Annotated in this window: 18 protein-coding genes; 6 read left to right on the top strand and 12 right to left on the bottom strand. The window is 36.6% G+C overall.

Annotation, left to right across the window (positions count from 1 at the left end):
* Nucleotide 1: 1 nt before the first annotated feature.
* The 4 genes from TYM08_RS12050 to TYM08_RS12065 are packed head-to-tail and all read right to left on the bottom strand — an operon-like array spanning nt 2 to nt 5,006.
* Nucleotides 2-520: a MotA/TolQ/ExbB proton channel family protein gene (locus TYM08_RS12050; RefSeq protein ID WP_422379396.1), complete on the bottom strand. Its 519-nt coding sequence runs from the start codon at nt 518-520 to the stop codon at nt 2-4.
* A complete protein-coding gene (locus TYM08_RS12055) occupies nt 513-1,892 on the bottom strand; it encodes a MotA/TolQ/ExbB proton channel family protein (protein ID WP_422379397.1) in 1,380 nt (459 codons plus the stop codon). Before TYM08_RS12055 ends, TYM08_RS12050 begins: the two co-directional genes overlap by 8 nt.
* Nucleotides 1,889-2,686 carry a DUF3450 domain-containing protein gene (locus tag TYM08_RS12060; protein WP_422379398.1) on the bottom strand — a complete coding sequence of 266 codons (798 nt, stop codon included), beginning with the start codon at nt 2,684-2,686 and terminating at the stop codon, nt 1,889-1,891. Before TYM08_RS12060 ends, TYM08_RS12055 begins: the two co-directional genes overlap by 4 nt.
* A 13-nt stretch (nt 2,687-2,699) precedes the next feature.
* A complete protein-coding gene (locus tag TYM08_RS12065; protein ID WP_422379399.1) occupies nt 2,700-5,006 on the bottom strand; it encodes a TonB-dependent receptor plug domain-containing protein in 2,307 nt (768 codons plus the stop codon).
* A gap of 110 nt (nt 5,007-5,116) precedes the next feature.
* Between TYM08_RS12065 and TYM08_RS12070 the strand changes: the two genes are divergently transcribed.
* Nucleotides 5,117-5,425 carry an SCP2 sterol-binding domain-containing protein gene (locus tag TYM08_RS12070; protein ID WP_422379400.1) on the top strand — a complete coding sequence of 103 codons (309 nt, stop codon included), beginning with the start codon at nt 5,117-5,119 and terminating at the stop codon, nt 5,423-5,425.
* Between the two features lie 82 nt (nt 5,426-5,507).
* Here TYM08_RS12070 and TYM08_RS12075 read toward each other — a convergent pair whose 3' ends face one another.
* The 6 genes from TYM08_RS12075 to TYM08_RS12100 form a co-directional block, all read right to left on the bottom strand.
* A complete protein-coding gene (locus TYM08_RS12075) occupies nt 5,508-7,397 on the bottom strand; it encodes a protein-disulfide reductase DsbD family protein (RefSeq protein WP_422379401.1) in 1,890 nt (629 codons plus the stop codon).
* Between the two features lie 5 nt (nt 7,398-7,402).
* The gene (locus TYM08_RS12080; RefSeq protein ID WP_422379402.1) at nt 7,403-8,290 is read right to left on the bottom strand and encodes an FAD:protein FMN transferase; all 888 of its coding nucleotides are present in this window, start codon (nt 8,288-8,290) and stop codon (nt 7,403-7,405) included.
* 2 nt (nt 8,291-8,292) lie between these two features.
* The gene (locus tag TYM08_RS12085) at nt 8,293-9,684 is read right to left on the bottom strand and encodes a DUF3570 domain-containing protein (RefSeq protein ID WP_422379403.1); all 1,392 of its coding nucleotides are present in this window, start codon (nt 9,682-9,684) and stop codon (nt 8,293-8,295) included.
* Complete coding sequence (locus TYM08_RS12090) at nt 9,685-9,894, bottom strand: DUF4266 domain-containing protein (RefSeq protein WP_422379404.1); 210 nt, start codon at nt 9,892-9,894, stop codon at nt 9,685-9,687. It lies immediately after the preceding gene.
* Nucleotides 9,895-9,905: 11 nt separating this feature from the next.
* Nucleotides 9,906-10,697 carry a c-type cytochrome gene (locus TYM08_RS12095; RefSeq protein ID WP_422379405.1) on the bottom strand — a complete coding sequence of 264 codons (792 nt, stop codon included), beginning with the start codon at nt 10,695-10,697 and terminating at the stop codon, nt 9,906-9,908.
* Nucleotides 10,698-10,892: 195 nt separating this feature from the next.
* On the bottom strand, nt 10,893-11,399 hold the full coding sequence (locus TYM08_RS12100; protein WP_422379406.1) for a sugar O-acetyltransferase: 507 nt from the start codon (nt 11,397-11,399) through the stop codon (nt 10,893-10,895).
* A gap of 41 nt (nt 11,400-11,440) precedes the next feature.
* Between TYM08_RS12100 and arsC the strand changes: the two genes are divergently transcribed.
* Nucleotides 11,441-11,785, top strand: a complete 345-nt coding sequence (gene arsC, locus TYM08_RS12105) for an arsenate reductase (glutaredoxin) (protein ID WP_422379407.1) — start codon at nt 11,441-11,443, stop codon at nt 11,783-11,785.
* Entirely contained in the window at nt 11,785-12,384 is a 600-nt protein-coding gene (wrbA, locus tag TYM08_RS12110) for an NAD(P)H:quinone oxidoreductase (RefSeq protein WP_422379408.1), read from the top strand. The genes arsC and wrbA overlap by 1 nt, the downstream gene beginning before the upstream one ends.
* Before the next feature lie 54 nt (nt 12,385-12,438).
* On the opposite strand, the gene TYM08_RS12115 is transcribed toward wrbA, so the two are convergent.
* Nucleotides 12,439-14,034 (bottom strand): glycoside hydrolase family 3 protein, encoded by a 1,596-nt coding sequence (locus TYM08_RS12115; RefSeq protein WP_422379409.1) that lies wholly within the window; start codon nt 14,032-14,034, stop codon nt 12,439-12,441.
* Nucleotides 14,035-14,223: 189 nt separating this feature from the next.
* Between TYM08_RS12115 and TYM08_RS12120 the strand changes: the two genes are divergently transcribed.
* A complete protein-coding gene (locus tag TYM08_RS12120; RefSeq protein WP_422379410.1) occupies nt 14,224-14,847 on the top strand; it encodes a phosphatase PAP2 family protein in 624 nt (207 codons plus the stop codon).
* 8 nt (nt 14,848-14,855) lie between these two features.
* Here the strand turns inward: TYM08_RS12120 and TYM08_RS12125 are convergent, their stop codons facing one another.
* The gene (locus TYM08_RS12125; RefSeq protein ID WP_422379411.1) at nt 14,856-15,626 is read right to left on the bottom strand and encodes a hypothetical protein; all 771 of its coding nucleotides are present in this window, start codon (nt 15,624-15,626) and stop codon (nt 14,856-14,858) included.
* A 262-nt stretch (nt 15,627-15,888) separates the two neighbouring features.
* Here TYM08_RS12125 and TYM08_RS12130 point away from each other — a divergent pair, with 262 nt between their 5' ends.
* Both TYM08_RS12130 and TYM08_RS12135 read left to right on the top strand, forming a co-directional pair.
* The gene (locus TYM08_RS12130; protein WP_422379412.1) at nt 15,889-16,563 is read left to right on the top strand and encodes a flagellar brake protein; all 675 of its coding nucleotides are present in this window, start codon (nt 15,889-15,891) and stop codon (nt 16,561-16,563) included.
* A gap of 53 nt (nt 16,564-16,616) precedes the next feature.
* Complete coding sequence (locus TYM08_RS12135; RefSeq protein WP_422379413.1) at nt 16,617-18,512, top strand: ATP-binding cassette domain-containing protein; 1,896 nt, start codon at nt 16,617-16,619, stop codon at nt 18,510-18,512.
* Nucleotides 18,513-18,908 lie beyond the last annotated feature (396 nt).

Below are 18,908 nucleotides of genomic sequence, written 5' to 3' on the forward strand. Positions count from 1 at the left end.
ATTAGTTTCCTTGCACCCATTGTGTTAACACATGAGTACGTCTGCTTGCCAAAGCATTTAATTGATTTTGTAAAATTAAACCAAAAATGGCAACCACCATTCCAGCCATTGTTGGTATGGTTGCTTGGCCAATTGAATCGGCCATTGCTCGAGCATTGGATGTACCTGTAATAGCCAATACATCAAATACCGACACCATACCAGATACCGTACCTAACAAACCTAATAACGGACAGATCATTATTAACATTTTGATATAAGTATCACGCTTGGTTAATTCAAATTGAGCTTGTGACAAATAGGTATCTTGAATATTTTGATCTAGCCAATCTTTTTTATTATTGCTTTTTATTTGTATTTTTAAATTTGCAAACAGATGCTTAAATTGAAAATTTAAAATATAAAAACGCTCAAAAAATAACAGCATTAATAAAAAGCAATTAAACACAATCAGGCTGATCACCCAGCCTGCTTGATTAAAGAACGAATTAATTGTTGAAACGATCTGCCAATCAATCATGATTATTTTCTGTATCCGTTTTTTTGATATGCATGGCTAATAAACCGGCAGATTGTTGAGATAATATCACCGTTAATGCACGTACCTTAGAAGTTACAAAACTATGGCAAAATAACAACGGTACGGCCGCTAACAAACCAAACACAGTCGTTAATAATGCTTGAGAAATACCATCTGCCATTGATTGAGGATCACTTGTGCCTAGATCAACAATAGTTTGGAATGTATCTATCATGCCTGTCACGGTTCCTAAAAGCCCTAATAATGGAGCGACAGCGGCTAATAATTTTATAAAGTTAGTGCCTTTATCTAATTGAGGAACATGAGAAAGAATCGATTCTTCAAGTTTACTTTCAAGCAATGCTGTATTTTCAAGGTTATTATCTTTTGCAACACTCAATAACTGCCCTAATGGATTATCTAATCGAATATCATCTAAGTGATTCATTTGAGCCTGTACTTTTTTATTTACACCAAACAAATACACTAAGCGCCAAGCTGCCACTAGCAAACCAATTATTCCAATAAATATAATCGCATAACCTACCAAGCCAGCTTGTTTAATTCTATCTTTAATGGTCGGCTGTAATAAATATTGTTGTAATACTCCACCAAGAGTTGGATCAATTACCACATTTTTAACTAATGATTTTTCAGGACTAAACCATTGATTAATTTCATTAATAAATTTAGATTCGGGTTGTTTGGATAATGTCAATAATTTTGTATTTGGAGCATAGTACGATAAAAATTCATTTTTAATCACTGAATTAAAACCGCCAAACCGAATAACAGTTTCTTTACTTTCAACGCCTTCTATATCTGTTACCAATAGAGAAGAAGTATTCACGTGTGCGCTTTGAGTCATTTGATGCTGAATGATTAACCAAAGTTGTTTTAGATCTTCTATTTTTGGTAACTCATTTTTATCTTCAATTTTAGATAATGTACCCATTCGATTTGAAAACTCAGAACTGATGACTGATTGTTGTAGAGAAACTTTTTGATCTTCACTTATTTGATGCACAATTGAAAACACATTGGATAAATCCCCTGCTTTTTCTTCAATTTCTGTTTCTAGCTCTGTTATTAACGATTCATTTAACTTCAACTGATTATTTAATTTTATTTGTAACAACTTAGCATCATCAATTGCTTGAATGGTTTGCTCTACTAAATTCGCTTGATTTTTTTGATTACTTAAAAATGCCTTTTCTCGCTGTTTGTGAGTATCACTTTCTTCGTATCCATCAGTAATCACTTTTTCAAGTAACGCATCTAAGTCTGATGCATAAACACTTAACGCTGAACTCATAGATATTAAAACAAATATTAGTGGCTTAATTAGTGGCTTAATTATTGTATTATTCATAGTCCTGCCCCCTTTGGTTTCGCACTATTAATAACAGAATCCCATACAACGGGCAGCGAAATTAAAGCAGGAGTCACTTTGTTTTGTGCCATTTTCATGGCCTTATCTAAACTAAACATGTGTGAGCTATCTAATTCAATCCATGTTTTATTTTTATTATTCCAAACATATGCATTTTTTTGATCGATACTTCGATAATATAAAGCTAAACGTCCCATTCTAAAAAACTGAACTGTCAAATTTTGTCCGTTGATATTTAACTGCCCTTGATAAGTTTCAATGGTTTGTCCATATTGGCTTTCGATGACATAAGCTTGCAGTATTTGCTGATATTTTTGCGCGATGGATAAATTTGATTGCTTAAACACCCCTTCTAATTTAGAAACCGTATCCATTCTTTTTTCTAACAAAAACGGTGTATCTAATTGTACAAATAGTTTAAGAGTGCTGATCATTTGTTGCATTAACGGTATCAATGCTGAATTGGTTTCATCAATACTATTTAATTGAGAATCTAATTTTGCCAGTTTCATGATCTGGTCATCGATTAAATTTTGAATATATTGGTTATTAATACTGAGTTGCTCTAACTGATCTTGAAGTTTGATGTATTGTTCAAACAATGTATCTGTTTTAGCTTGAATGGCCTCGATTTTTTGTTGTGAGACCACACCATTTTGATTAATCATTTCAATATTTTCCGTCACTTTATCAATGACTTTTGCATGAGCAACACCTATTGCGCAAATACTCACACAACTGATTGACAATATTTTCTTATAATTTAAATTCATAATTTTTTTGGCCTTAAAAGGACATTTTCATTCCAAACAAAGGTAAGAAAGGAAAACCCGTAGATTCATCTTCTATTTCTGAGTAATCTGAACTATAAGAATACCCTTGAACAATTTTCTGGTTATATACATTGATGATATCAACATAATATGTAATTTCTTTTTTAGGTGTTACTTTATTGTATTCTATACGCATATCCAATTGATGCACCACTGGGAATCTCTTTGAATTTGACTCACCGTATATCGGTATAAATGTATCTGAATATTCTGGAGTAGGATTGGGCTCACCTCCTAAAATAGGAGTATATAAACTTCCCGATTTTAAATTCCACTTTCCACCAATTTTCCATTTCTCATTTGGTTCATAATCCAATACAAAATCAAACACAAAAGGTTTATCCAATTCAAATGAATTGGTCACATCTGTAATTTCATTTGTCCTTGTGGACTTGGATAAACTTAATGCGACAAAACCAGAAAAGTCACCAATTTTCTCTTGTTCTACTAATATCTCTAAACCGTACGCATCACCACTGCCCTGGTTACTGTATCGTCGTTCATCAGACGTATCGATCACTAGATTATTTAATTGTTTGTAAAAGGTATCTACTTTAATTTTTAAGCCGCTATAATTATTTTTCTCCACGCTAAACACATAATGATTAGCTGTGATATTTTTCAAATCAGGATTGCCAAAATCAGGTAATAAACTTAAAATTTCAGGATATTGATGGTGCACTCCAAATGCACTTTTTAAAATCCATTCATCATACCAGTTAAATTCAATCTCACTTCTGGGCTGAAAGATTGAGTCTTCAATATAATCATCATAAGAAACATGAGCACCATTTGTAAATGTCAGATGATCGTTAATGAACCATTTGTCTTGTACAAACCCATCTAGATAATTAATTGTTATATCTCCATCGGTTTCAACTAAGACACCAGAGCTATAGGTACCATCTTCATTAAACCTTGAAGCTGGAGTATTTAATAATCGACTTGTATACACAGCATGATCACTAACCAATTCCGCACCCACACTTATTATATGTTTAGCATTATTAGAGTTTTCATAAAAACTTTTAACAATTAATGAATTAACATCTAAATTATTAAAGTAGCCGTCACCTAATACAATTTCAGAATTGAAAAACAAATATCCTAACGTCGTTACAAAGCGATTATTGTTATCTTTTTGAAACTCCCAATTTAGCCCGCTTGTACTTTGTTTATTATTAATTGCTAGTGGCCCCCCTGATAATGCGGGCTCCGTGTCTTCAATTTCAGAACCTTCAGGGAATTCGATCCCAAAATAATCTTGAGCACCCAATATAGAAAAATCAATACTGTTTTGCTTATTAATTGTATTGTGATATTTAAAATATAAATCATCGGAGTTTGGAAATTGGCTTATGATCGGTGGTGGTGCTTCCCCTTCTTCTAATTCTTCAGGTTCATCATCAGCAATAAACAAAGGTGCAAAATAACTGATTGTGCTTTTACGGGCACCAAAATAAACAGATTGATTTTCAGTTATTTTACTTTCTAAAAACACACCAGAATGAAACATCCCCAAGTCAATGACCCAAGAAAATGGTTCATTTTTAGGCTCCCGTAAATCCACATAGATTGCAGCACCCGTTCCTCCTGCGTATTTAGCTGGAAAGGCACCCATTTGAATGTCGAAATTTTGTACGATATTGTCTGAGAAAATACTGTATCCCAATAAATGATATAAATTAGCAACAGGTAAATTATCAATTAAATAGCTATTATCTTCTGGAGCAGAACCTCGCACTGAGGGAGCGCCGACAAATGAGAATTCACTTGTAATTCCAGGTAAAGCCTCTAACGCCTTTAAAGGATCGCCCCCCGCCCCTGGCATTGAAAATAATTTTTGAGTTTGTTCACTCATAGTGGTTTTATCAACTTGACCGGTGATAACCACATCTTCTAATTGCGAATTTGTGCTTTGGTTAGATTCAGATGTTTGTTCAGTAGTTGCTTGATTAATTGCTTGATTAGTTGCAGCAGGTTCCGTTGCAGTATTATCAGAGTTTTTTGATTGTGAATTACCATCTGGAGATTGATCAATTTGTATTTTTTTACCTTGATCAACTGTATTTAACTTAATTCCCGTTTGATCTGCTTTTTGCTTTTTGTTTACTCCATCGTTTTTTATTTCTGTTGCCGGCTGAGCGTTCTCAATATCTGCATCAAATAACGCATCATCATCTAACCAGTCATCTGAAATTACAGCGGCTGCATTAAAGGTAGGTAAACATATAATTAGAAAAGAAAGTAAGTACTTCATAATTCGTTAAAAATAAAAAGAAAGGATAATAGTCAGTCCTAACAACAATGGCTACAGTAATAAGTCATTGTTTGGTACATTACCCTCTCATTTCTAATTGTTTTTAAATTATGTTCGATCGCCTAACCACATTACTGACCAAAAAATTCGATTCAGCCGCCTCTTTAGGATTTGCAGCTACCTATCAATTAAATTTAACTGACGAAAATGAATATCAGCTAATCATTAACGACGGAAAATGGACATTATCAAAAGAAAAAAATGAATACCCTGATATTCGTTTATCCATGAGCACCAAAACTTTTGAAAAATTACTAGCAGGTGAATTAAATGCCACAACCGCTTTAATGCTTGGCAAAATTAAATCTCGTGGTGATTTGAGTTTAGCCAAACGCCTTAAGAGCATTTTTGGAAAGTAGAATTTTCTGGAAATGTTTTAAACACATTTTAGACAGACGAAAAAAAAGCGGCTATTGCCGCTTTTTTGTTGCATCGATTTTATTAATCAACTAATAACTCATCTATTAATGCATCGTGATCTGAATTTAAATCAGGTATTGCCATAAACGCATTAGTGATCGTTTCTGAAGTATGTGTTTGTGGCAAGTAGATTGGATCTTGACCAGGAATAAACAATACATACAAAGGAACCGACACACGATTATGAGCACGTAAGAACGCTAATATTTCAGGATCAGACGAAGTGAAATCGGCTTCAACTAATGCAATGCCTTTTTCTTCTGCCATTTTAAAGAAACCATCATGCATTGAAACTGCTTCGTTTGCTTTACATGTAATACACCATTCAGCAGTGGCATCAACAAAAACGGGGCCTTTTTCAATTAGTTCCTCTAAATCAACTTCTTTAAAATCTAACCATTTTTCAGGCTCAGGATTTGCCAAGTTATAAGGTACCCAAACAATAATTAATAACCCTAATGTTATCTTTGTAACTACATTAGTGATTTTACCGAATATTTCGTAGAAACCTGGAGTGTAAACGTTAAGTACCATTTTGTAGTAAACAATCAACACAACCAATGCAGCGATTGAAGCAGCAACAGCAATAATTGAATCAAACTCTTTAGCACTTAAATAAACCACATAGATGAAAAGGAATATTTCAGCGGTTCTTAAAAAGAACTTCCCAAAACTTGCAGGTTTCACTTTATGGAACGAAGGCCAGAAGTAGAACATTAGACCTAACATACCACCTGCTGCTAATACGATACCATCTGCACCCACTACTGCTAATAATACATCACCTAACCAGATAACTGCGGCAAACATAGGGAAAGACATACCCTGTTTAAAAACTTCCATCCAAGCACCTGGTCGAGGCATCATACGCGCTGCTGCTGGAATATATGCAATTAACAACATCGGTAACGCCATACCAAAACCAAGAGCAATAAATACCAATAAACCATATTGTGGCGGCTGAGTTAAAGCGAACAATAAAGGTGGAGCCATCAAAGGACCTGTACATGGTGTTGCCACTAATGTTGCTAAAACACCCGTAAAGAACGAGCCTTTCAAACCTGTATCTTCAGTTAAACCTTGGCCAACACCCATCAAACTTGTACCAACGGTCGTAAAACCATAAAGCATTAAACCGATGAAGAAGAAGATATAGATCATTGCCATTAAAACGTAAGGGCTACTTAACTGCTTGCCCCAGCTTACATCAACACCAAAAAATATTTTAAGTACCAATAACGCGCCGCCAACAATCAAGAAACTCACTACCACACCAATTGTATAAGCCCAAGAGTGGCGAATATTTTCAATTTTTTCATGACCAGCAGATTGAACAAATGTCATGGCTTTCATTGCTAGAACAGGGAATACACAAGGCATAAGGTTTAAAATCATACCACCGCCAAGCGCCATCAAAAGAACCAGTAAGAATGTTGAGAATTTGAATGGCTCAACGATTGCGAAGTCAGCAGTTTGACCTTCAGTTCCTGCTGGATAAAAAGTAACTTCACGATCTTGAGGAGGGTAACAAAGTCCGGCATCTGCACAACCTTGATACTCTAATGTGAAGATGGTTGGAGTAGTAACATCCATTTTAAAACGCACTTCAGCCGTTTTATAATACACATCTATGTCACCAAAAATTTCATCATTTTTATTTTTGAAGTTATTCGAATAACTAATTTTACTTGGTTCGATGTAAACATCTTCTGAAATTGCAACGGCAATTTTATCTTTATATAAGTAGTAACCGTCTTCCATCTTCCAAGAAACAACCAATTCTTGATTTTCGGTATCGGATGCAAAACTCATGTGGTAAGCATCAGCTTCATCTAAAAATATTACATCTTCAGTTGCCATCACATTCATGGACAACATGAACATGAAAAATAGACTGATTAATTTATTCATAATAACTACTCTTGTTTATTTACGATGCAGTTAAACGATTGGTCCACCATTAAATACGGCAATTCCAATTCATCCAACCAATTTTTACCAAATTCACCATAGAGCATTGCGATACTTGAAGCACTGCCTGCGATGATTGCCTTTGTTGCCACTACTGACACACTTGCCCAAGGACTTTTTATTGGCCAACCAGTTTTGGGGTTAAGTAAATGACTGAATCGTTCATTATTAATTTCAATAAATCGCTCATAGTCACCACTTGTGGTCACTGCCCCTCTCATCACAGGCAAAAGCGCAATTGCTTCTTTTGTTTGTGGATGAGTTATTGCAACCTGCCAATGTTGATTATCTGGCTGGGGATTAGTGATAAACACATCTCCAGCCATATTCACCAATGCGGACAAATCCGCACCTGCCTGTATCAGCAGAATATTGGCAATACAATCAGCGGCATACTCTTTCACTATGCCGCCAAAATCTATTTGCATCCCTTCAGGTTTGTGTATTGCAGAGCCATTAAAAGTTAATTTATTAAACCCTACAAATGACAAACATTGTTCAATTTCACTTTGTTTAGGAATTACATTACATTTAAAGTCCCAAACTGTTTTTAAAACACCGCTAGTCACATCAAACAACCCATCACTTTGCTCATAGCAAGTGTGAGCGTAATTAAATAACGCCATGGTTTCTTCATCGATACTAAAAAACCGATCACTGGATCGGTTTATTTGCGATATGATCGATGTATCCAAATATATTGAGTATTTTTTCTCCAATCTTTGCGCTTCATTGATAGCTAACGCAAAAAGTTGCTCTGGATAGTAAGCTGCCCATATGCTTATTTCACATGGGCCACCCATCGCATTAAACTGCTTAGTATACAGTTGCATTGTTAGAATTTGTAATCTAATCCTGCTGTGAATCTAAAATACTTCATGGCATTGGGTAATTCTTGGTTGCGATTTGAAATACCTAATCCAGGAGAGGAAGTATACAGTTCAAAATTTGAGACGAAAGCAATATCTAAAAATTCTGCTCTAAACCCCATGCCAGCGCTTAATGCGCCGTAAGCTGCAAGACGTGGATCAGAAGAAGAATCACTAGTTAAAAAATTATATGAATTACTATCACCCGCCGTTTGCTGTTCTTCAGAAAGATTTGCTACAGCAGTTTCACTTAATATTTCATAAAAACTTGCAGCTGTTTGATGGTAATAACGCACATTTGGTGAAATCACAAAGGCGACATCGTTATCACTCATAAATGACATAATTCCTGACTCGTCATCACTATCAATCACAAAACGTTGATACCAAGCTAATGACAATGTATTGGATAAAACACCCCAATCATCCCAATAAAAACGATAATCTGCGTGAATTGCTGTATCTAAATCTGGGATGGCTTTTCTCATTCCCGTTGAAAACGTCACCATAGCACGGGATTTTGGACGTCGATCAACGGATGCGCCATTAAATTCACGATAATGATCCGTTAAAAACGTAGTACCATTTTTTAAAGTAAAACTGGCATTTGCCTGCACTACTAACGTTGGATTAATGATTTGTCCAACTCCAGCAAATACTGATGACGAAGTTCGTTTATTGTAAATACTTGACCATTGACGACCTGGGCTATTTGAATCATCTTCAGCATCAACCGTTCCACTTGCTGGAGTAGGATCTAATGTATCAAGCGCAAAACTTGCACCGGCACTTAACGTTGTATGAGCATCATCAAATTCCATGGAACCGTCACCTGCAATACTTAATGACAGATAATCGTTTTCACTAGAAAACCCTGCTTTTGCACCATAGTTACCTGCCGCATCGCTTTCTTCGGTTTTTGATTTATAAAACCTTGCTCCCACAAAGGAGTCGATACGCTTTTCTTGGATAGATGCACCACTCATGTGTACACCCACTTTATCCGTCAAAGGATCAAATACATCCGTTGAATCATTTACTGGCTCACTACCATCTGCATTGCGATAAGTTGATAGATATTGGGAAGCACCACTTAATGTTTCAAACGTACCTTCATAAGTCACAACAGCGTGGTCATTGATAGGATGCAATAAATGAAACTGATTTACTAAAATATCGTAACGCTCATTACTACCCGTAATAACACGAGCCTCATCAATGTCTGATTCAAAATAGCCAGAAAAACGATATCCTACTTCAGATTCTGCAGGGGCAGACGTTGCTTGAGCTTGAATTGCAATACCAGGAAGGGTCATTGCAGAGGCGGTTAATGCTAATAATTTATGATTCTTTTTCATTTAGTTACACCCACATCCACCACCAGCTGCGGCAGTGCCGCCTGATGAGGCTTCTTTACTGAAAAATACATGACTATCTAAAGTCGATTTCATTGAATCTGGTGACCAAGTCATTTCTTTGGATGCCAATGCATCACGCTCGTATGGAGCGACATGAACACAACTTGAAACTAATGCTGTTAATACAGCTAATACAATTATCTTTTTCATGCTCTTCCCCTTTACCAACCGTAATCGAATGCTTCATTCATGTATTCTGCTATATCATCATTATCAGCAGGACTACCACCTTCATTCATAATGTCATCTGGTGAGCCATAGCCAGCAATTGTGTTAAGTTTAGTGCCATCCAACTTACCAATTAAAGTTACTTTATCGATTGTATATTCAGTCATTGGCTTACCATAAATCCCACTTCTTCCATTTGAACCATGGCATGCAGCACAATTATTATCATTATAAAGCTCTCGCCCTCTAACATTTACAATACTCTCATCAGGCCTCATACTTTCAGGTAAGTTTGCTGGAATTTCATCATTGGAGGGAGTTATGTCATTATAAAATTTTGCACGAATATAAACTGACACTTTTTCAGCCTCAGTTAATGATAATGGTACAGAGTCACCTCTTTTTGGAGGCATATCAATAGCGATTCTTGGCCCCAAATTTTTCCCAATTTCACATGATTCACACAATGTGTCATAACCCGCACTTTCATGGATTGCCGTTGCATCACCTAAAGCTAAGGACTTATTTAAGGCCATTCCATCAAGCATATGACAATTAGCGCATTTTTCTACATAAGTTTTGCAGCCAACTGAATAATCAACAGAAGAAACTGTATCTGGCAAGTCAAATAACATATCTCTAGCTTCAGATGTGTCTTGCACTGATATTGGTGCTTTACAATAATTTGGATCCGAAGCTCCGCCAACATTCCCTTCATACTCAGGACTACAAGACAAGAAAACCAGCATTGAGCTGATTGCTAAAAATGAAATGACATGCTTCATACAGGTTTCTCCAACTTCGTAATAAATATTCTTTCACGTACAACAGTAAAAAAATGTAAGCGCTTACCCAATTAAAAACTTATATTGTTTCAAATCAAAAAGTGAAGAGATTTTAGCGAATTCAATCACATTAAAAATACGATTAGTTAACAAAAAATACTTTATTCCCTTAAAAAACAACTTATTAACAACACATCATGCGCCTATTTCTTTTATTAATTTTGCTGGATTTCCTCCAACTAAAACTCCACTTGGCACATCTTTAGTGACCACTGAACCAGCTGCAACCACCGACTTTTCACCAACTGTTACACCTGAGCAGATTATACTCCCCCCGCCAATCCAAACTCCCGATTGAATCACAACTTTTGAAAAAATATACTCACCCTGTGATCTTAAATCGTAATTTAATGGGTGTCCTACTGAATATATTTGTACGTTAGGCCCTATTAATACATCATTTCCTATTTCAATTTCACCGCTGTCCAACAATGTCGCACCCGAATTAAAATAACAACGCTCCCCAATAGTTAAACCTCCCCCCATTTCGATGGTTATGGGTGGCTCGATTTTTACAATCTTTGGAGCCCTTTGTAATTGACTCAATATTTGATTAAGGTGATTTTTATTTGGATCATGATTAAAACGCAAACAGGTTGTTTGCATCTTCTTTTTTTGTTCATTTGCTTGCTTTGATTGCATAACCGCATTACCTTATTTCATTTTTTCGATCGAGAAATTTAATGACTATCATATACCATAACCCACGTTGTTCTAAATCCCGTCAAACATTAGAGATTTTACAATCTAAAGAAATTCGACCAAAGATTATTTTATATTTAGATTCACCTCCAACCAAAGCCAAATTGATTCAAATTCTTTCTCAATTAGGCATTTCAGCCCGTGCATTACTTCGTAAAAATGAAGCCGCCTACAAAGATAATAACCTTAAAAATACAGATCTAACTGACGATCAATTATTAGATTTTATGGTCCAATTTCCTAAATTAATTGAACGCCCAATCGTCATTCACAATGACAAAGCTGTGCTAGGCAGACCACCTGAAAAAGTGTTAGAGATCATTTAATGAGTGAATATGTCTTAGTGTTATTTTACTCAAGCGGAGGGCATACTCAGCAGATGGCTGAATCCATTGCAAAAGGCATTGAGTCCGCAGGAATTGAGGCCAGAATTAGAACGGTGCCACGAATATCAGCACAGACCGAAAAAACACAACACGAAATCCCAGATGAGGGTTATTTATTTGCAAGTAAAGATGATTTAGCACATTGCAGCGCACTTGTGATGGGCAGCCCTACTCGATTTGGCAATATGGCCGCGCCGTTAAAGTACTTTTTAGATCAGACCAGCGATTTATGGCTAAGTGGTGCTTTGGTCAACAAACCTGCAGCAGTGTTTACTTCCTCATCAACTTTGCATGGCGGCCAAGAAAGCACATGTTTGTCAATGCAATTACCATTATTGCATCATGGAATGATTATAGTTGGCATCCCTTTTACAGCTACTGGTATGCACATTAATGAGCAATTTACTAAATACGAAGGGGGCAGTCCATATGGAGCGGGCATGATTTCCCACAAAGAAAATCTTAGCAAAAATGAAGACTCACTTTGCCATGCACTAGGTAAACGCGTGGCTTTGATTGCTAAAAAATTAACCTGTTAAAATTAAGGCAAAAAAAAAGCCCTGATGGATCAGGGCTTTTTTTGGACACTTTTTTTATAAACTTAATATATCAGTTTTACCTACAATGCGATCAACCAACATGCTGTGAGTTCGATCCATTGTGCCATAGGTATTAATCACACAATCCATAACCGCTACATACTCTTCGTGGGTACGATGATGAAAATGACTGATAAATACAACCTCTGTACCCATATGCATCCAGCCGCTCATCATGTTACGGGCAACTTTGCCGTATAATCGAATCACGTTTGTGCCGTATTTATATGAATTACCTAACGAGCAAATAATTAAATCGTATTCTTTATTTTGAACAATCTCTAACAGTTTATTAGGCCCTGGATCATCCATATGCGTGACACTTGCAAACTCTTTTTCTAACTGAGCGTTTAAATCAATAATTGTTTTTGCTTCAGCATCGTCAATAGACTCAACCAAAACGGTCACATGCAAAACCTTTTTAGATTTAGTGTCAGTTACAGGTAACACACTATTTCTGTCACGAACCAATCGAATAGCATCACCAATCACAGCGTCAGCCACTTTTTGATGGGCTTCTAAATCAACCAATGGAATTTGAGTAAAAACGGTATCTTGAGTTTGACCAATTAAACCAAGCTGTTCCTTTAAGCCTAATACTCGCTCAACACGGTTAAGTAATGTCGCTTTGGTTAATAAACCTGTGTCAATACGCGCTTCAATTTCATCTAAAAATGATTCAGTTGGATTAGCAAATAACAATACATCGCCACCACCTTCTAAAAACATTGCGCAACCATCATAAATATTTCTAAAGCCAGCAAATCCACCCATATTGATGGCATCGGATACAATCAATCCATCAAAATTCAACTCACCTTTTAATAAGTCCGTCATGATTTTTTTAGATTGACAAGCTGGTGGATACACTCCATTTGATGGATCAACCTCATCATATGCGGGTAAACTAATATGACCAGGCATGATAGTCATAACACCTTCATCAATTAAGGTTTGGTAAACTTTACCCGATGTTGCCCACCACCGCTCCATGGTATGAGGATTTTCAGGCGTTGTTAAATGCTGGTCATATACACCAAATCCATCACCTGGAAAATGCTTAGCCGTTGCCATCAAGCCGTTTTCTTGGCAACCTTTAATATATTGCGATGTGATACCAATTACTTTTTCTGCCGTTTGACCAGCTGTACGCGTTGTACAAGTTGGCGTGTCAGGCACATGATTGATATCAACACATGGCGCCAAAGTCCAATTAAAGCCAACTTGACGACCTTCTATTCCCGCAATTTTACCCATTGTATAGGCATTATCTAAACTATCTGTTGCTGCACAACCGGCCATAGATGGAAACTTGGTGCCACCTTTAATCATTAAACCCGGCCCCTCTTCCATATCGGTGGTCATTAATGCAGGATACTTACAAAGCGAATTAAACTGATCCATTGCACCTTTAAAATAGTCTTTTGGCCCCGGGTGGATAAACACACTGCCCGCAGGCACCATTTGATCTAAATTATGCGAGCCATAATGAGCACAACAAATTTCTGCGATTTGCTCACGCACAGTTAAAGTTTGAGCGATTTGTTTGACATAATCTGTCACTTTGATGGAGAAACGATTGTGAGACATGCATTTTCCTATGTTGCGTAGCAATAAAGTTACTTGTTGTATAAATTTAAAAAAGGCGAAAGTCTAATTATCCTCACGGATAAAGCAAGTAATGAATGCAAACAATGGTGTTTTTTTGTGCAATCCTCATGCAACCCTTTCTATCGTTAACAATTCCCCTTACTATTATGATTTTTGTTGTGATTATCTATGCGCCTGCTTTCCCTATTTTTTATCAGTTTTATATTATTTTCGTTACTTGTGATTATATTTCCAAATATTGACCTGGTTATTTCAAGCTTTTTTTACGACGATTTCACGCATAATTTCCCTTCAAATTTATTATTAGATTTTTTAAAAGATCTATTTCAATCTATTGCTGTTTGGATTTTTATTGTTTTACTATTGGTATTAGCAATTATTTATTCAGTAACAAAACAAGTTAATTATCAAATTGTTTTTCTAATTAGCACGCTTTTTATCAGTGCACTTATAATTGAAGTGGTAATGAAAAATGCATTTGGCCGCGCCCGCCCTCGAGATATAATTGAATTTAATGGTGAATTAATTTTTACCCGAGCTTACGAAATTTCAAATCAATGTGATTTTAATTGCTCATTTGTTAGTGGTCATGCTGGAATTGGTTTTTACTTCTTATGCTTTGGTTTTTTAGCCAGACGAACATGGGCGTTCATTCCAGGTTTGGCCCTGGGTTTTGCGCTAAGTTACACTCGCATTGCCCAAGGTGGACATTTTTTTAGTGACGTCATCATCGCAGGATACGTCACTTTTTTTATCGCTTGGATTAACGCTAAATATTGGTTACCAAAATAACTTCAAACTTACTGGTTTGATACATTTTCAACAACAAAATGCGTTTCTTTTTGACTTTGAAATTTCAACATTTCTCGCTCAAAACAACTTTGAAACTGATACATTCTAATCGGCCAATTCAATACATCGTCCGCATGAGCCAGTTTTGCTTTCATTCTGGTGATCGGCCCTGTTTTATGCTGAGTCAAAACAACGGTCGTATCATGATTTTGTTTTACCCACTTGCAGGCATCAAAATAATCAATATCGGTAATATTTTCGTTAATAAACACAATATCAAAATGATGCATATCTAACATCGTTTGCGCCTCATGCATATCAAACACATTGACTATTTCGACATTATCGTACAATTCCAAGGTATGTTTTTTTAATTCTAGGTGCCCATATAATTGAGCATCCAAATTTAAAACACGACAATTTTCACGATTATTGGAATCAGGCTGATGTTGAAGTAAACCTAATATTGCAGCGTTAATATGCCTATAATTCAAAGGTCTAGAGATCATTCGAGTACCCGATAAAAGTTTATTATTATCACTTAAACCCAAAATACCACTAAAACGATATTGTTTATTGATGACCGTCATTTTTCGCTCAATCATGCTGTGATCGGCATCCACAACAATTAAATGTGCTTTTGAAAGCTTTTCAGTCCCAACTAAATTAAATCGATTATTACTATCTAAAGCAAAAAAACGCTCAATTCGCTCTCTGTCTTCATCTTTAATACCTAACGCGGCAACATTGATTTCTTCAAATTCCGATGCTCGGGACATATTTACCTCAACCACTAATTAATTAATAAAACTAAATGTTATTCATTAAACTAAATGTTATTCATTAAAAGTAGCTCAGTAATGAACAAACAAATGTTCGAGTTTGTGTCGAAATATATCCAAATGATTCTAAAATATTTCCAAATGTAACTTTCCTCAATTCCATTATTCAAAATGTTTAATGCATAGTTTTGCTCACAATTTTTAACAGCTTAATTTTTTCGTTCTACACTTTAATTACCATCAAAAAAAAGTGCTAAACATGATTCAAACAGAACAAGCATCGGATTTAAGCAAATTAAGTATTTTACCAGGGCAAGCCGTCAACATTGAACTTGGAGAAGATCAACGTTTTCAAACTCAATTATTAGGCATTAACCCCCACCACACAGTTTTAATTGCCACCCCAATGCTTGGCAAAAATAGACCATTGCTGGTTCGAAAAGACCAATTAATCAATGTTCGGTTTTTCACCAAAAAAGTAGCCTGCGCTTTTCAATGCAAAGTTCGTCATATTTGTACGACTCCTTATAATTATTTACATTTAACCTACCCTAGCAAAATCATTATCGACGAAATTCGTAGAGCTTCGCGTGTTTTAGCTAATGTACGAGTTCAAGTTCAAAATAAAACCCAACCTCAATATGACAAAACAGCCGGGGGAATAGTAGATATTTCAACGGTGGGCGCTAAATTAGAAACCATCGATCCTATTGGTGAAGTGGGTGATGTGTTATTACTAACGGCCATGGTCCAAATAGGCAGAATCAAACGTTTAGTCACTTGGGATGCTCACATCAAAACCACCTTTGACCGATACGATTTAACCAACTCAACTGCAGCCTACGGAGTTGAATTTGATTATTTGAATGATTTGGACTATCTAGCCTTACATGGTTATGTGAACGGTCAAATTGCAAAAGGCGTTGAGATTTAACTACTATCAAAGGCTTCAATTTCGTATAATGCGCCTTTTTTTGGCCACAGTTTATGATTCGTATTGAGCAGTTAATTTACCACCGCGGCACCAAGTCCATTTTAAACAACGCCAATGCGCAGATTTTCCCCGGTCAAAAGATCGCACTTATTGGTAAAAATGGGTGCGGTAAATCCAGTTTATTTCGTTTATTACTCAAACAAGACCAAGCCGACTCTGGTGAAATTACAATGCCATCGACTTGGCGCATCAGCCACATGCAACAGGAAGTCACGGGCAGCAACTTAACGGCCATTGAATATGTATTAGATGCCGACGAACAATTAAAAGCCATTCAACATCAAATCGATAACGCTAAAGACGATCACGCGCTAGCTAACGCTCATAGTAAAATGGACGAATACGGCGGATACAACGCTAAATTTCAAGCCGAAAAATTACTGCATGGTTTGGGTTTTAGCGCCGATGAAGTCAACAATACCGTCAGCTCGTTCTCAGGTGGTTGGCAAGTGCGTTTAAACCTAGCCCGCGCCCTTATTTGCCCATGCGACTTAATGCTACTTGATGAGCCAACCAACCATTTAGATATTGAAGCCTGTTACTGGTTAGAAAAATGGTTAACACAGTTTGATGGCACGTTGGTATTTGTATCTCATGACCGAGATTTTATTGATGCGGTAGCAGACCAAATTTTAAGTTTTGAAGACGAAGAATTATTAAGTTACAAAGGCAACTACTCTGCTTTTGAACGCGCTAAAGCGGAGCGTCTTGCACAAAGACAACAAGCATTCAGCAAACAACAAGACCAAATCAAGCACATTGAAAGTTTCATTACGCGCTTTAAAGCCAAGGCCAGTAAAGCCAAACAAGCGCAATCGCGTATTAAAGAATTAGAGCGCATGCAAATGATTGCCCCTGCGCACATTGATGGTCAATTTTCATTTGAGTTTTTCTGTCACGACAAACAATCTACGCCGTTAATTAATTTAGACAAAATCGACATTGGTTATTCAAAAGACGCACCGGTGATCAAACAGGTCAACGTCAGCATTGAGCCTAACCAACGTATTGGTATCTTGGGTGTGAATGGGTCAGGTAAATCGACATTAATCAAAACACTAACCGATCAGATTCAACCGATATCGGGCAAAATCACTCACGGCTTGCATTTAAAAATCGGATACTTCGCTCAGCATCAATTAGAAGATTTAGACGTCACCGCCTCGCCGCTTTTGCATTTACAACGAGATTTCCCCGATGCCAGTGAACAAGCATTACGTAACTTTTTAGGCGGTTATGGATTTAAAGGCGATGACGTTGATAAAGAAATCAAAAACTTCTCCGGTGGCGAAAAAGCACGTTTGGCGTTATCACGTATATCCTATCGCGCACCGAATTTATTATTACTCGATGAGCCCACCAACCATTTAGATTTAGAAATTAGACACGCATTAACCTTAGCGTTACAAAACTACGAAGGCGCCGTGGTGATTATTTCCCATGATCGTCATTTGCTAAAAAACAGCGTCGATGAATTTTGGCATGTACACGATCAAATACTTGAGAAATTTGATGGTACATTAGAGGATTACCACAAGCTAAAAGACCAAGCACAAATTAGCCAAACACAAGTTAATACAGACTCAACGGATGAACCTGTAATTAATAAAAAAGATCAAAAACGCCTAGACGCACAACGCCGCCAAGTACTGCAACCGTTTAAAAAAGAAGTAGAAAAATTTGAAAAACAAGTTGAAAAACTAGAAGCAAAATTGGCTGAAATTGAAGAACAGCTGGGTGACAGTGAATTGTATGATGATTCTAATAAAGACAAACTTAAGAAATTATTGAGTGAGCAAGCAAGCTCTACGCAACAGTTAAATGAAGCTGAAGAGAATTGGATGTTAGCGCAAGAGACGTTGGATGAAAAAGAAGAAGCGCTGGGATAGGTTTTAAATTTATTGGCGCTTGGGGCCTGATGAACGTCAAGGTAAAGCTTAATGCAGTGCCATTCAGGCCTGATCCCTTTGATTTAATTGATCTGATATTTTCTTCTAATATTCGCCTCGCAGCACCACAAACTTCCATAGCCTTACACTGTGACTGTCTAAAAAAAGACACTAGGGTAAAATCCATAAATTTGAAAAAATATTATATTGATATGCAGTATTAGGTTTTTACTTGGTTAGAATTTGATTATCTTGTATGTCTAAGTTGCGATGTCTAAGTTGCGTTCTAAGACGGGACTTTAACCCGCTAGATATATTGCCGGTAACGGCGTACGACCTGACCCCGCGGTATTTGTAACTTAGTACCATTCAAGCCTGACACCTCGGTACTCCTAA

The sequence above is a fragment of the Marinicellulosiphila megalodicopiae genome, from assembly GCF_045862395.1.
Classification (GTDB): Bacteria; Pseudomonadota; Gammaproteobacteria; order Pseudomonadales; family Natronospirillaceae; genus Marinicellulosiphila; species Marinicellulosiphila megalodicopiae.